Consider the following 14629-nt stretch of genomic DNA (forward strand, 5'->3'; position numbering starts at 1 on the left):
TCATCGCAGCTGTTGCAATGCCTTCTAGTTAAAAACATTAAGTGCGTGACAGTAAGCCAACAAATCCTGGTCGCTTGAAACTTCCAGTTTGCGCATGGCCGATATCTTCTGCGCGCTGACTGTTTTGGTACTGCGATTCTGACTGCGAGCGATATCACTGACGCTTTTTCCTGACACAAACAGCCGCAGAATCTCGAACTCCTTTGGCGACAGCATTGAAAATCGCTGTTGGATATCGGCGTTGGACTTGATGACAGACTGCGGTGCGGGTTGCTGGCTGAGGTATTGGCCGTTGCGGGCAATGGTTTCGAGGGCCAATTGAATCTCATTGTGCAATTGACTCTTTTGAATCACGCCGGCCACACCCAACTCATGCAAACGCGTGAGTATCAGTTGATTGGACAGCATGGTCAGTACCAGCACTTGTACCGCAGGGAAGTGTCGCTGTAGATATTCGACCAGTTTCAGGCCATCGCCATAGGGCGAGTCGGCGGGCATGTTGTAGTCAGTGATGATGATGTCTACCGAATGGAGGTTGAGCAGGTCGATCAATCCTTGTGAGCAGACCGCTTCGCCTACCACGCAAAAGCGACCATCGCGCTCGACCAGTTCGCGTACTCCGAGCAGGACGATCGGGTGATCGTCAGCAATGACTACGTTCAACTTTTTCATGAAAACCAACCCGTGGACACGTGTATCAATGAGGGAACTGCATGTGAGTCGTTCAAGGGGAAACCTTGTCGAGCAGGTTCTGAATGCGCAGCACCATTTGCCGGACATCTGCCAGCAATGTCGCGGTGACTGCGCCTGATGACAATCGGCACTCCAACTCGGTGCAAGCATGAGCCAGCTCGCCCGCCTGTACGGCGCCCATGGCACCTGCAATGCTGTGAAGCCTTTGCGCCACACCCAGCATGTCAAGGCTGTCCAGGGCTGAATTGAGCCGAGCCATGTCCTCGCGCATGGTCACGGAAAAGATGTCGCGCATTCGCGGCGAAAGCACCACGTTGTCATCAAAAAATTCGGGTTGAACAGAAGTCGAGACCTCAGTGACTGACGCCGCTTCAACCGGTAACGAGCAAAATCCGAGCAATTGCTCGCGCAATGTTTTGAGGCTCAATGGTTTTACTATCCAGGCATTCATCCCGACCTCAAGGCAGCGCGTGCCTTCTTCACGCATTGCATTAGCCGTGACTCCAATAATGGGGGTGCGCAAGTCCAGTTCCCGCAGTGCCTTGGCCAGTTCATAACCGTTCATCACGGGCATGTTGACGTCAGTCAACACCAGATCGAAAGCCTGCTCGCGCCACTGCTCCAACGCTTGCTCGCCGTTGGCTGCAACGCAGACACTACAGCCCAGTGCTTCCAGTTGTTCTTTGATGATCGCCTGGTTGATCGGATTGTCTTCGGCGACCAGAATCCGCAACTCAAGCGGTGTCTGGGCAGGGCGTGTCAGTTCGGTTGCGTTTACCGCCTTGCCTTTTTGTACAAGACTGACCGCCCGGGCAATCGCTCTGATGTCATACAAATCGACATCTGGCGTGTCTGTGATCGTTTCAGGCTGAGTGAGTCCATTTATCCGGCAGACAATCCGCGAGCCCTGCCAGGCCGCGACGTTATCGGATGGAAGAATGTCGACCAGCACCGCGCCAGGCTCAACAGTCAGGTTATCGCTGAATGGGCGGGCCATCAGTTCGAAACGCTTGAGCCAATCGCAGACGTTTTCTGCCAGTTCCGGTACTGGGGCGCGAACAAGGACAGTCGCCGGGCTTGGCGTGATATCCATGCAATCGGTCAATTCGCCGGGCAGTACCTTGAGCCTCAGCTGCAGCGAAAAACTGCTGCCAAGCCCCGGCTCGCTGATGACGGTCAACTCGCCATTCATCATTGCGCAGAGTCTTTGACAGATTGCCAGCCCCAAACCGGCCCCGGCCTCGCTGGAGGCGTCACGCACCTGAAAGAACGGCGTGAACAACTGTGTTTGTTGTGCCTGGGCGATACCTATTCCGGAGTCGCTGACTTGCCATTGCACCGAGACTTGGTCCAAGTCGTTGGCCAGCACCCGAGTGCGCAGGACAACCCGGCCTGAATCGGTGAATTTGATCGCGTTGCTCACCAGATTGTTGAGGATCTGGCGGATGCGCACCGGGTCACCCTGCAACCGATTGGGCAGGGCCGGGTCGGTGCATGCACAGAGCAACAGCCCCTTGCGCTGGGCGAATGCGGCATAGGTGTGCAGCGTGTCCTCGATCAGTTGCAGGGGGCAAAAACCGATGGACTCGATCAGCATTTGTCCGGACTCGATCTTGGAAACGTCCAGCACATCGCTGATCAACTGAAACAACGTCGTCGATGAGCGTTGAATAGTCTGTAGATAGTCCTCTTGACGTGCGCTGAGGCTGGTCATGCCAAGTAACTCAAGCGTGCCCAGAACGCCGTAGAGTGGGGTGCGGATTTCGTGGCTCATGGTCGCCAGGAACCGGGTCTTGGCCTGGTTCGCCAAGTCGGCGGTACGCCGAGCCTTTTCCAGGGCCAGGGCGTCCTCGACGTGGCGCGTGATGTCATTGAACGCGCAAAGCAGTACGTCCTGCCCTTGATAGCGGGTCGAAATGAAGCCCACATGCAAGTGCCGGCCTTCGATGTCCAGGCGCGTTTCGCCGATATCCGCCAGATCGTGATGGCGGTCCAGTACCGCCACCAGTTTTGCGGTGCCTTGCCACTGTTGGGCGCGCTGGTTTTCCAGCAGGACTTTGAAATCGGTGCGCCGCACCACACACAACCCAGTGGGAGCGGTATCGATCACCGCACGGCTGAACGCTTCGCTTTCGGTGATGCTTTGATGCGCTTTTTCGGCTGGCTGGACGACGCGAATCCTGTACCAGCGACTGATCATCCAACTGACACCCGCACCGCCCAGTAACAACATCAGCAGGCCGACCAATGGCCACATCAGTTGCCCGAAGTAACTTTTGAAGCTGATGGTGTAAATGGCTGTCCAGGGTTGCTCGGCTTTGGCCACGACCTTGAACACCATGCCATTACGATTGATGTTCAGACCTTCATGCAGGGTTTGATCGGCATTGATTGAGCCAATGACCGCGCGCCCGTCGGGGGTTATCAACGTGAAACTGTCGTAAATCGACCATTCCATGATGCGTTCAACATCATTGACCTGGTTCATGTTCAATAGCGACGCCACCACGCTAGACTCACTGGTCCCATTGATTTTCAGATCCCGTGGATCAAGATGAACATTGATGTAAGCGAGCATTTCGGTTGAGCGCGCGTGATCATTGGGCACGTTGTAGGCTTCCCAGTGCACGCGATTATCAGCGACGCCGTTGTTCTTAACTTTGAGATGTCGAGCCACGCGGGCGACTATCGTGTTGAGCGGTTCCTCACTTTCTTTAGTGCCTGCGTGCAGTACGCCATTGGATGGAACGGTGATGTCGAAATTGTCATTGTCGTTGTACAAAAAGATCTGTGGCGACTGATAGTGCGACGTTGACCAAAAGGCGCTGTACAGACTCGAAAGGTGGACGCCGAGGGTGAACACTTTAGGCAGTTCACTTTCCTTGAGTTTCTGATGGTTGAAACTCAAGCCGAAAGGAACGGAATAGGGAAACTCATAGCCTTCGTAAATATTCGGGCCTTCGGTTGCCAGCTGTCTGGCGCTGTAGCGCGCATTCAAGCCCTTGTAGAACATTTCCCCTTGTACACTTTGTTGCGCCACCTCACGCAGAAATGCTTCATGGCGCTGCACGTTCTCCATCAATCGTGCGAAGTGAAATCGCACGGTGTCGTTTTGTTCCCTGAGCAAACGCTGGAAAGCCCAAGAGCTGAATCCCACCAACAGGATGGCAATGCCCAACAACACCAGCAACCCCTTGTTCAGGCGCATGGAACTTCGAGAAAGGTTTTCAAGCAAGGAGGGGTTGTGTTTCATGTTCGGTCATTTCCAAAGGGCATACAGGTGCCTCGTTGACGGGCATCTTGTCTCTAAGCTCCTTTTTTCATTGGCTTGATGTCGGCTGCACCGTAGCGTTTTGCGGGGCTGCCCGACCATAGGGCAGCAAGCAATTGAACAGCGCTCGTAATGCAAACGGCTTGACCAGGCAGTGGTCCATTCCTGCCTCAAGGCACAATGCTTCTTCGCCGCGCATGGCATTGGCCGTCGCGCCGATAATGGGCTGTACATAGCCTAGACGTCGTAATTCTTTTGCCAACTCGTAACCGTTGAGTTTCGGCATGTTTACATCGCTGAGCACAACATCGAAGGTGCCGGTTTTCCAGAGTGCCAGGGCTTCTTCACCGTTGCAGGCCAACTCCACCGAGCAACCGAGCTCTTCGAGTTGATCACGAAGAATCAGTTGGTTGATGTCATTGTCTTCTGCAACCAAGAGATGCAGATGGAGTTTTTTCAAAGCGCTGGTCGTCAAGCTTTGTGTGGTCTGGTCGACCCACAAGCCCTGTGCCTGGCTGACAGCCTGGTGAATGGCATACAGGTGGCTGACGTTGACGTACCGGCATTCGGGCTGCGATGCAGGCGTATTGCGCAGGTTGGCGGTGGCGATTATAAGGGGGCCGCACCAATTCGGCACCAGGCGATGTTCAACATCACCGACATGCAACTCGATCAACAGACTGCCACGCGCCGCTGTGTTGTTGCCAAGGGGCGCTACCTGAGCCCGCGCCCCCCACCGACGCAACCAGCCCGCGATGGACTCGTTCAGCTCTCGCACCGCAGACGCCACGTAGATTGTGTTCGGTAGCAGGCAATGGGTTGCCGGCAACGATCGGGTGACGATGTCGAGTGGCAACGTCAGCGTAAAACTGCTGCCCAGTCCCTTTTCGCTCACCATGCGCAGTGTGCCATTCATCAACTGCGTCAGGCGTTTGCAGATCGGCAGGCCCAAACCGGTTCCGGCAACGACGTTGGTATTGCCTTCAGTCTGGTAGAACGGCTCGAAAATATGGGCCTGGTCATCCCGGGAAATACCACGGCCGGTATCTGTCACTTGCCACGCCACCTGTGCCTGTTCGTCTGCGCAGTCGAGTAGCCTGACCCGCAAAACCACCCGCCCTGAATCAGTGAACTTGACTGCGTTGCTCAGCAGATTGTTCAAAATCTGCCGGATACGTGTAACGTCGCCAATCAATCGCTCGGGCAATTGTGGGTCCATGCACGCATACAACTGGACTCCTTTGCTCTGCGCCGCCGCCGCGTACCCCTGAATGGCCTCGTATACCAATTCCGTCGGGGCAAACTCGTGCAGTTCGAGGGCCAGTTGACCTGCCTCGATCTTCGATACGTCCAGGACATCGCAGATCAATTGCAGCAAGGTCGCGGAGGAACCTTCGATGGCACGCAGATACCCTTTCTGTTGTGTGTCCAGCCGAGTCCGGCCCAAGAGTTCCAGTGTTCCCAGCACGCCATACAGTGGGGTGCGGATTTCGTGGCTCATGGTTGCCAGAAACAGGGTTTTGGCTTCATTCGCCGCATCAGCCAATCGCCGCGCCTCTTCAAGCGCCGCCTCGACCTGCTTGCGCGCACTGATATCGCTGAACGCGCAGAACAACACGTCTTCACTTTTGTAGCGAGTCGGTGCGCTGCTCAAATAAAGGTGGCGCCCGTCGGCGGTGGAAAAATAGTCACTGCGATTGGGTTGCGTCGCATCGAATGCTTGCTCGATCCAGCTTTTGCAGAGCACTTCGCGCTCAATACCATTGCCCAGCCATCGCTCGGACAAGGTGTTTTCGAGCATCACCTGGCCGTCAGTGCGCCGCAGCACGCAAAGGGCGACGGGCGCGGTTTGAATCACGTCACGGCTGAATGCTTCGCTCTCGATCAGTGCCTGCAAGCGGTTGAGTGCCGGTGCAATAAACCTGTGCTCGACCCGACGGATCAATAGCCAGATCAAAATCATGCTTGCTAGGCAGAACGCGAATGCCGCAAGCAGTTGCGGCATCAGTGCCTTCAGCAGATCCAATAAGTCGAACGAATACACCAATTGCCAGTCCGTGGACTTCAACTGCTTGCGGATCACCAGATGATCGGGAAGCCAGCCGCTGCCGACAAAACCGAAGTAGTTGTTCTCATGGGATCGGCTCAACGCCTCGCCGAGTCGGTGCGCTGGCGTGTTGGCAAACAGCAGGGAACCTTGAGAGTTGAGCATCATGAACGTGCCGGCACTTTGATCGTTCAGGGCTGCGGAGATTTCTGCACCGTCCATTTCCAGACCCAGCCAGCCTGAGTTTTTCACGCCATCATCCAGACGGATGAAGATGTACAACTGCGAAGCGGTAGCCGCTTGATCGGTCAACCACAACTCTTGGTCCCGTTCCGGTAATTGGTCATTCAATGCGGAAAGTTGATCCAGGATCGACCGGGGAAGCCGCGGAAGATTCGCACTGGCGGTATACAGCCGATTCACCTGAGGATTCGCTTCGGCGGAAACGTAAATCAGATTCAGCTGATTACGTTGCATGTAATCGAGCATCCTGCGTGTCAGCCAGAGGGTCCACTGCGCGCCGCCGGGAATGCCCAATTGAACGGAATGGTCCTCAATCGATGGCGAGTAGGAGAGTGGCGTGGCCATCATTGGCTTACATACGGCTGAAAGCCCCAGACTCTCAAGCAGGGACTCGCGGCTGGTAAAAAATGTCTGCGCCTCTGCGACCGCGCTGCTCATGTAGCTGCGGCGCTGGGAAATATCGTTGGCCAGGGTGGAACGCAAGAAGTTGTACGAGGCGCTGAGGATACCGGCCATCAGCACCAGCGCAAACAAACGAAGCAGCCGGCGGGCTGCTTCGGGACTGGATAAGAACGGGTTGATCTGATGCAGGTAACTTTTGAGTCTCATCACCCCACTGTAAGGACTGTGCCATCCGCGGGGCATAAGACGATTCTTAAAGTCGCGTTTTTGTGAGCCTCTTCACCCACATTGGCGGTCGACCGTTTCAAAACCCCAGCGGGTACTGAATCACTACATAAATCCGGTCAATATCATCCCCCGCCTGCGCTTCATTGGCCCGGTGCGAAACATGTGAAACTTGCACCGACAAGTCCTTCGCGGCACCCGACTGGACGATGTACTTCAAATCAATGTCGCGCTCCCAATGCTTGCCACCATCACCTTGCTGCGGCTGATATTCATCGCTTTCAGCATCGAACGGGTTGTACGCGCCGCCCTTGGGGGCGTGGGTGCCGTCGATGTGGCTGCCAGAAACGTAGCGGGTCATGAAGTTGAGGCCGGGGATGCCGAACGCGCCCAGGTCAAGGTCGTAGCGTGCTTGCCAGGAGCGCTCACCGGCGCCGTTGAAGTCGGCGTATTTGATCGAGTTGGCCAGATAGATGGAGTCGCCACCGACGAAATCGAACGGTGTGTCGCCATTGATCCGCTGCCAGCCGAGCATCACGGCGTGTGGGCCGAAGGTGTATTTGCCGGACAGGCTGAATGCCGTGTTATCGATTTCACCGGCCAGCGCCTGGCCTGTATCGCGGGTGTGATAGAGGTTGGCGTCGAGGAACACGCCCGACTGCTTGAAGTGCAGATTGCCGTAGTACTGATGCCAAGTGTCTGTCAATTCAGACGCGTACAGCGCACCGCCCAACGGGTTGTCGCCGAACAGGTCGGCGCCGAGAAAGCTGATGGAGCCGTGTTCGGTGTTGGCACCGTAGCCGTAAAAATCGCCTTTGCCGGAAGAACTGTCCTGATTCTTGAACGCGGTGAAATGCCCGGCCTGCAGATTGACGTTGTCTATTTCCCGGCTGTTGAGCAGAAAACCCGTGGCGTACTCCGGTTGCAGGCGTTTGTCGGAGGTGTCGAAGACCGGCGTTTCCACGGTCATTTCGCCGAACGCCAGGGTGGTGCGTGATGCCTTCAATTTGAGGGCGCCACCGGCGCTGGAATAGTTGTTTTCGCTGCGACCATCACTGTCGACCGGCAGTAATCCCGTGCCGGAGTGGCCTCTGCCGCCGTCCAGTTTCAGGCCGGTAAAAGCATGTGCGTCGATGCCAAACCCGACCGTCCCGGGTGTGAATCCAGATGAGAAAGTACCGATAAACCCTTGTGCCCATTCCTGTTTGTAGTTCTTGCCGGCGGGTGAGGGTAAGCGGTAGTCGTTGCTCAGATAGAAGTTGCGAAGGAGTACTTCAGACTTGGCATCGTCGAAAAAGCCGCTCGCAATAGCCGATTCGGTCAGCCCGCACAGCAGCAATAAGACGGTGATTCGCGATGGCGAGAAATCGATCATGGTCTGTGGCCAGCAATAAAGAATGTGGCACTGATGATCAAGGGATTGTAGGCGAGGGGATTGGGCCTGTGTGCTGTGTTGTGGGAGCGAGCAAGCCCGCCCCACAGATTTGACCGGGTTATGACAACGGTGGCGTGCGTGGCGGGATCATTCGCTTGCTGCCCGTCGATTCAAATGCCGCCGCCAGCCGCAACAGGCTCGAATCGTCGTAGGCACGGCCGGCGAAGGTCAGGCCGACCGGCATGCCGATATCGGCCATCACGCCCATCGGCACGGTGACGGTCGGTACGCCGAGGTGGCGGATCGCGAGGTTGCCGTTGGCGACCCAGATGCCGTTGCTCCAGGCGATGTCGGCCGATGCCGGGTTGACGTCCGCATCTGCCGGGCCGACGTCGGCGACGGTCGGGAACAGCACGGCGTCTAGGCCGAGTTTGTCCATCCAGTCTTCGAGGTCGATGCGACGGGTTTGCTCCAGACCGCGCAGGCCATCGGGCACGGTGGAGATTTCATTCCAAGGCGTGATGCCGCGCTCGGCCATGCGCACGTATTCGTCCATGCCGGCAACGAGATCGCCCTCACGGTTGGGCAGCGTGCCCGGTTCGTGCGGGAAGATTTTCGGCCCGTCGACGTCCACCAGACGATTGAGTTTCGGATCACCGTTGGCTTGCAGGAAGTCGTCGAACGCCCATGCGGTCAGATCCCAAAGTTCGTGGTGGAGGAACTCTTTCGAGACCAGTCCACGGGTGAACACGGTCGGCGCACCGGGACGGTCGCCTTCACAGTTGGAGACCAGCGGGAAGTCGGTTTCGATGACTTCGGCGCCGGCGGCTTCGAGGGCCTGACGCGCCTGTTTCCAAAGGTCGATTACCGAAGCGCGGGTGTTGATGCGCTGGCCGGTCGGGCCGCCGATACCCGGTGCTTCGCTGGTGCCAGCCTCAGGGTCGGCGTTGATGAACATGCGCGGCACGGCGAAGCGCTTGCCGGCCAGCGCTTTGGCGTCGGCAGCCAGTTCGGCGTAAGCGGCGGGGCGCACGGAGCTGACGCTCGGGATCGGCACCCAGGGTTGCAGACGCCATAGATCGCCACGGGTGTCCGGGTCTTCGGCGACAACAATGTCGAGCACTTCCAGCAGATCGGCCATGGTGCGGGCATATGGCACCACGACGTCCATGGTCGGGGTCAACGGCCAGTTACCGCGCACCGAGATCACCCCGCGCGAAGGCGTGTAGGCGCACAAACCGTTGTTCGACGCAGGGCCGCGACCGCTGGACCAGGTTTCTTCCGCCAGACCAAACGCAGCAAAACTGGCGGCTGTGGCAGTGCCGGCGCCATTGGACGAACCGGAAGCGAATGGAGCCGTGAGGTAATCGGCGTTATACGGGCTCTCGGCGCGGCCATAAACCCCGCGCTGCATCCCGCCATTGGCCATCGGCGGCATGTTGGTCTTGCCCAGGCAAATCGCCCCGGCACCACGCAGGCGCTCGATGGTGAAGGCGTCGCGATAGGCGACCAGATCGACGAAGGCCGGGCTGCCAGACGCTGCGGTCAGGCCCTTGACCAGATAACTGTCCTTGGCGGTATAAGGAATGCCATCGAGAGGGCTGAGCGTTTCGCCTTTGGCGCGGCGGGCGTCGGAGGCTTGCGCTTCGTTCAGCGCTTCGGGATTGCGCACCACAACAGCGTTCAGCGCAGTCGGGGTGTCGGCGCCATCGTAGGCATCAATACGGGCCAGATAGGCCAGCACCAATTCAACCGAGGTGGTCTGGCCGGATTCAAGCGCAGCGCGCAGGTCGGCGATGGAAACTTCGGTGACTTCGATCATGCGGCCACCGCCGTTTGCAGTGGGTCGGCGTTCTTTTTGGAATAGGTGTTCATAGCGGTTCTCGTGGCACGGCTTTAAGCGACAAGGTTAAGACTGGCGCCTATTTAACACCAAGCCGGGCGCGGAGTAATCGCGAACATAGCGTTTATTCGACTGGCGACGGAGGCTTCTCCGATTCGAGAGGCGCATGGACGATACAAGCGTGTCTTCCTGGAATTGATCTGTCACGGCCGTTGGCCAGGGTCGAGGAAGGGAAGGAACAGTGAGGCCTGCGGCGAGGTAGCACCCGCCGCAGGTTCACTGTCTTACTCGTTAATCCGCGGATGCTGCTGCACCAGATTCTTGCGCTTGGCCTCCAACTCGGCGATCTCGGCGTCGATGTCTTCGATCTTCTGTTCGATGTTGTCGTGATGCTCCTGCAACAACTCCTTCGCTTCCTCAAGGTCGGAAGCTGCCGGAGCAGCGCCACGCAACGGCTTGTTCGCGGTTTCTTTCATGGTCACGCCAGTGACCAGGCCGACCACGGCAATCACCATCAGGTAATACGCCGGCATGTACAGGTCGTTGGTGCTTTCCACCAGCCAGGCCACGACGGTCGGAGTCAGACCCGCGATCAGTACCGAAACGTTGAATGCCGCCGCCAATGCGCTGTAGCGAATGTGCGTGGGGAACATCGCCGGCAGGGTCGAAGCCATCACGCCGATGAAGAAGTTCAGCAGCACCGCCAGCATCAGCAGGCCTGCGAAGATCAGGCCGATCTTGCCGCTGTTGATCAGCATGAACGCCGGAATGGCGAGGATAAACAGGCCGATACTGCCGACAACAATGAAAGGCTTGCGGCCGATTTTGTCGCTGACAAAACCAATCAACGGCTGCACGAACAACATGCCAACCATGATCGCGATGATGATCAGCACGCCACGGTTTTCGCTGTAGTGCAGGTTGTGCGACAGATAACTCGGCATGTAGGTGAGCAGCATGTAGTAGGTGACGTTGGTCACGGCCACCACGCCAATGCAGGTCATCAGGCTGCGCCAGTGTTTGGTGGCGACTTCCTTGAACGACACTTTCGGGCCGCCGGCCAGACCTTCGCGGTCGCCTTGTTCGAGTTGTTCCACGTGCTGCTGGAAAGCCGGGGTTTCTTCGAGGGCGTGACGCAGATACAGGCCGATCATGCCCAGCGGCAGGGCGAGGAAGAACGGCAGACGCCAGCCCCATTCCTCGAACTTGGCTTCGCCCAGCGTCGTGGAAATCAGCACCACGACACCGGCACCCAGCACGAAACCGGCAATCGAGCCGAAGTCCAGCCAGCTACCGAGGAATCCGCGTTTGCGGTCGGGTGCATATTCGGCGACGAAGATCGAGGCGCCGGTGTATTCGCCGCCGACCGAGAAGCCTTGGGCCATTTTCGCCAGCAACAACAGGATCGGCGCCCAGATGCCAATCGAGGCATAGGACGGAATCAAACCGATGGCGAAGGTGCTCAGCGACATGATGACGATGGTCGCGGCGAGGACTTTCTGCCGCCCGTATTTGTCACCCAATGCACCGAAGAACAGTCCGCCCAAAGGCCGGATCAGGAAGGGCACGGAGAACGTCGCCAATGCGGCGATCATTTGCGTGCCGGGATCTGCACCGGGGAAAAACACCTTGCCGAGGACATAGGCAACAAAGCCGTAGACCCCAAAGTCGAACCATTCCATGGCATTGCCGAGCGCCGCCGCCGTGATGGCTTTGCGCATCTTCGCGTCGTCGACGATGGTGATGTCTTTCAGGCCGATCGGTTTGACGCTGTTTTTACGTGATTTCATCCGGGTTTTCTCTGTTGCTGATCCATTTGCCGCTTCGATGCCATCTCTTTGATGGCGCGTGCTCTTTGGCTCAGATACATGCGGACACGAAATAATTCACCGCTAACTGCTTTTTTCCCTGCCGGAACTGCTGAAAACGACAAAACCCGCCGTCCCGATTGAACGGGGCGGCGGGTTTTTTTCATGTCTGAAGACAGGCGGGACTGTGCGGTCGCCTTCGCGAGCAGGCTCGCTCCCACATTGGAGCGCGGTCAACGGTGGGAGCGAGCCTGCTCGCGAAGGGGCCGGAGTTGACACCGAAAGGCTCAGCCCCTGTTCACCACATCGAGGTCAGCCCGGCAACTCCAGATTATCCAGCACCCGATTCACCGCCAGTTCTCCCAACATGATCAGTTGCGCAATGCCCTGCAACGTCCTGCGCTGCGACGCGGGTACGAGATGAGCGAAGTCATTGGCGATGGTTCTTGCCGAAGCCAGAGTTCCGCAGGCATCGGCCAGCAATTCCTCGTTTTTGAAGTCCGCGGTCACGGCGTACATCCTGCGGGTTTTACGTGGCGGCGGCGTGGAACCGGGTGGGCAGAGGTAGTGATCGAGCGCGCGGTCTGCGGCTTCGTTGAGCTTTTTCGAATCGAGGGATTCGTAGGGGGAGGTGGGATCGGTTTCGGGCGGGTTAGGTGTTGGTTTGATCATGGTGAAGCTCCTTGAGAAAAATGGAGCCGTCAGCTATCGCTGCTAAACGAAGAGGTGGCGGCTGTACGCGGGTTAGCAGACCAGGCTCAAGGATCCCGGCGCACCGAAGTGCCCCACGCAAAGCCGCCATAACGTAATAGCGGAACCTGCGTGCCTTGAGAATTGCCGGGCTGCTAAACCCGATCACTGAGAAATCAGCGACGGCTCAACAATAGGCCCCACCCCCAAGGCGCACAAGCCGGCGGATTCTGGCGGAGCTGTAGGCAATTACGCAAGGTTGTGTAGCCTCGGACGCGTGTCTGAAGGTGTCTTTTAAACGCGGCTGTTTAAGGTCGCGATCTTTTGATCTTTCTTCTGAAACAACGCCTAATTCGTCAGCGAAACGACGATGTCCAGCGCACAGATCGGCAGGTAAATCAGGGTAATGGTCGTATAAGTCTTGCGTGATTTCGCCGCGAATGCGCAGAGCGGAAGAATGATCATCAACACATCCAATACCCCCCACAGCGCAATCGGCGAGGCTTGAAACAGAAAGACATTGACGATCAGCCCGAGCAACAGATAAGTCGACAACGAGAGCAGGGCGTAGCGACCATCCTGCTCGAAATAGACCCGCAGGCCGTTCTGCTCATCCTCACTGCGGCTCGGCAGCAACAGCGCCGACGAGACAAACAGCGACAGCGCCAATACCACCAGCAACGAAAACTCCGCGAACGAAAATGTCGACTTGATCTGCGGCAGCGAATTGACCGCCCACCAGAAGTCCAGTTGGGTGGCGAACAACGTAATGGCCCAGACCAACGCCACCCAATCCGGCGCGGCCGCCCGGCGGATGCGAAACACCGTCAACGCGCCAAGCAGCAGCCGAGTGACGGACAGCCCCAGAATCATCGAGAGCACCGTTGCAACGATAGGGAAGTTGCTCATCATCAGTCGTGGCCCGTGTTATGCAGATAGCTGCACATCACGGTAGACGAGAAAACGGGCGCACTAACGCCCAATTGCCAAATACGATTGCCCCAAATCGCTGGCCCAACCCTCCAGCACCACCTTCACGTCATCGGCCGTCAGCACCTGTTTGTCGTTCTCCAGCGGCATGCCGGTGCCCTTGCGCACGACCTCTGCGACGACTTCCCCCGTCGAGCCGTCCTCGAACGACACTTCCGTGAAAATTTCACTGTCCTGATCGCGGATGCCGACGGCGGTGCTTACCCCGGCCGCGACCAGCGTGACCGGCAGCCATTCATAAAACCGCAAGCCTTGGGTGCTGGCACTGACCCGGGTGATAGCCGGCCTGACGATCAGCGTATTCGGGCCGGGTAATGACACCAGTTGCAGCACCTTGCCCAATTCGTGCCTGAGGGCCGCATCGTAATAGTCAGTCACACCGGAGAGCGTGCTCATTGGAATCCGGGCGGTCGGCTCTACGCTGGGGTAAAACTGGCTTGGTGCAAGATAGGCCTGGGTGTAACGCGCCCTGGCCAATGCCGGGCTGACCCAGACCATTACATCCTGTCCCGACGGCGACTTGTGCTCCTTCAATACGCTGTAGTCGTGCAGAAACCCGGTATGTTCGACCTTTTGGCTGCTGCAAGCCGACAGACTCAGGGACGCCGTACACAACACCGTCATCAGGCAATGGCTTCTCATCAATGGGATTCCTTGTGCTTTGGCGGGGTGTCTTGCGAACACTCGATGTGCAACTGGCCGTGGCTCATGATCCAGTGGATGAGCTCGGCGGTCGGAATCGAATGGGCGTACTCGACCCATTGCGCGTTGGCCGGGCTGTACTGTTCGAAATAGCGGCGCAGGACGATGCGGCTCTGATCGCTGGCCAGCCCGAGGCAGAACTCTTGAAAGAGGATCGGCGTATCCTCCGTGGGCGCCGTGGTGCGTTGGCTGAGGATCAACGGATACTTGGCGTTATGGCCGTCGGCGGTGTAGCGGCTATGTAAAACCTTCATGAAAAGCCCCCTGAGTTGGAAGGCGTGCAGGGTGCCCCAGGGATTTTGCCGGACGATGTCCGGTTGATGTCCGTGGTGAAGGAATG

11 protein-coding genes are annotated in these 14629 nt (G+C 57.7%); all 11 read right to left on the bottom strand.

The window, feature by feature from the left end:
* Nucleotides 1-24: 24 nt before the first annotated feature.
* The 11 genes from ACIOVB_RS00985 to ACIOVB_RS01035 all read right to left on the bottom strand — a co-directional run bounded on the left by ACIOVB_RS00985 (nt 25) and on the right by ACIOVB_RS01035 (nt 14543).
* Nucleotides 25-672 carry a response regulator gene (locus tag ACIOVB_RS00985; RefSeq protein WP_401264064.1) on the bottom strand — a complete coding sequence of 216 codons (648 nt, stop codon included), beginning with the start codon at nt 670-672 and terminating at the stop codon, nt 25-27.
* 52 nt (nt 673-724) lie between these two features.
* Nucleotides 725-3946, bottom strand: coding sequence for a response regulator (locus ACIOVB_RS00990; protein ID WP_401264066.1), 3222 nt, complete (start codon nt 3944-3946; stop codon nt 725-727).
* A 67-nt stretch (nt 3947-4013) separates the two neighbouring features.
* Nucleotides 4014-6863: an ATP-binding protein gene (locus ACIOVB_RS00995; RefSeq protein WP_401264068.1), complete on the bottom strand. Its 2850-nt coding sequence runs from the start codon at nt 6861-6863 to the stop codon at nt 4014-4016.
* A 97-nt stretch (nt 6864-6960) separates the two neighbouring features.
* Nucleotides 6961-8256, bottom strand: coding sequence for an OprD family porin (locus ACIOVB_RS01000; protein ID WP_401264069.1), 1296 nt, complete (start codon nt 8254-8256; stop codon nt 6961-6963).
* Between the two features lie 118 nt (nt 8257-8374).
* Nucleotides 8375-10078: an amidase gene (locus tag ACIOVB_RS01005; RefSeq protein ID WP_401264071.1), complete on the bottom strand. Its 1704-nt coding sequence runs from the start codon at nt 10076-10078 to the stop codon at nt 8375-8377.
* 305 nt (nt 10079-10383) lie between these two features.
* Complete coding sequence (proP, locus tag ACIOVB_RS01010) at nt 10384-11889, bottom strand: glycine betaine/L-proline transporter ProP (protein ID WP_187679830.1); 1506 nt, start codon at nt 11887-11889, stop codon at nt 10384-10386.
* Nucleotides 11886-12074, bottom strand: coding sequence for a hypothetical protein (locus tag ACIOVB_RS01015; protein WP_401264073.1), 189 nt, complete (start codon nt 12072-12074; stop codon nt 11886-11888). Before ACIOVB_RS01015 ends, proP begins: the two co-directional genes overlap by 4 nt.
* Nucleotides 12075-12219: 145 nt before the next feature.
* Entirely contained in the window at nt 12220-12579 is a 360-nt protein-coding gene (locus ACIOVB_RS01020; RefSeq protein ID WP_187679832.1) for a DUF6124 family protein, read from the bottom strand.
* A 366-nt stretch (nt 12580-12945) separates the two neighbouring features.
* On the bottom strand, nt 12946-13506 hold the full coding sequence (locus tag ACIOVB_RS01025) for a hypothetical protein (RefSeq protein WP_401264075.1): 561 nt from the start codon (nt 13504-13506) through the stop codon (nt 12946-12948).
* Between the two features lie 63 nt (nt 13507-13569).
* Nucleotides 13570-14229, bottom strand: coding sequence for a DUF3313 domain-containing protein (locus tag ACIOVB_RS01030; protein ID WP_401264077.1), 660 nt, complete (start codon nt 14227-14229; stop codon nt 13570-13572).
* On the bottom strand, nt 14229-14543 hold the full coding sequence (locus ACIOVB_RS01035; protein ID WP_187679835.1) for a hypothetical protein: 315 nt from the start codon (nt 14541-14543) through the stop codon (nt 14229-14231). The genes ACIOVB_RS01030 and ACIOVB_RS01035 overlap by 1 nt, the downstream gene beginning before the upstream one ends.
* Nucleotides 14544-14629: the final 86 nt, after the last annotated feature.

It is taken from the genome of Pseudomonas sp. NPDC087639 (assembly GCF_044743385.1).
In the GTDB taxonomy this organism is placed as follows: Bacteria; Pseudomonadota; Gammaproteobacteria; order Pseudomonadales; family Pseudomonadaceae; genus Aquipseudomonas.

What these genes read in the sequence shown, in the direction of transcription:
- ACIOVB_RS00985 (WP_401264064.1), bottom strand. Translation starts at nt 672, where the DNA reads ATGAAAAAGTTGAACGTAGTCATTGCTGACGATCACCCGATCGTCCTG.
- ACIOVB_RS00990 (WP_401264066.1), bottom strand. Translation starts at nt 3,946, where the DNA reads ATGAAACACAACCCCTCCTTGCTTGAAAACCTTTCTCGAAGTTCCATG.
- ACIOVB_RS00995 (WP_401264068.1), bottom strand. Translation starts at nt 6,863, where the DNA reads ATGAGACTCAAAAGTTACCTGCATCAGATCAACCCGTTCTTATCCAGT.
- ACIOVB_RS01000 (WP_401264069.1), bottom strand. Translation starts at nt 8,256, where the DNA reads ATGATCGATTTCTCGCCATCGCGAATCACCGTCTTATTGCTGCTGTGC.
- ACIOVB_RS01005 (WP_401264071.1), bottom strand. Translation starts at nt 10,078, where the DNA reads ATGATCGAAGTCACCGAAGTTTCCATCGCCGACCTGCGCGCTGCGCTT.
- proP (WP_187679830.1), bottom strand. Translation starts at nt 11,889, where the DNA reads ATGAAATCACGTAAAAACAGCGTCAAACCGATCGGCCTGAAAGACATC.
- ACIOVB_RS01015 (WP_401264073.1), bottom strand. Translation starts at nt 12,074, where the DNA reads ATGAAAAAAACCCGCCGCCCCGTTCAATCGGGACGGCGGGTTTTGTCG.
- ACIOVB_RS01020 (WP_187679832.1), bottom strand. Translation starts at nt 12,579, where the DNA reads ATGATCAAACCAACACCTAACCCGCCCGAAACCGATCCCACCTCCCCC.
- ACIOVB_RS01025 (WP_401264075.1), bottom strand. Translation starts at nt 13,506, where the DNA reads ATGAGCAACTTCCCTATCGTTGCAACGGTGCTCTCGATGATTCTGGGG.
- ACIOVB_RS01030 (WP_401264077.1), bottom strand. Translation starts at nt 14,229, where the DNA reads ATGAGAAGCCATTGCCTGATGACGGTGTTGTGTACGGCGTCCCTGAGT.
- ACIOVB_RS01035 (WP_187679835.1), bottom strand. Translation starts at nt 14,543, where the DNA reads ATGAAGGTTTTACATAGCCGCTACACCGCCGACGGCCATAACGCCAAG.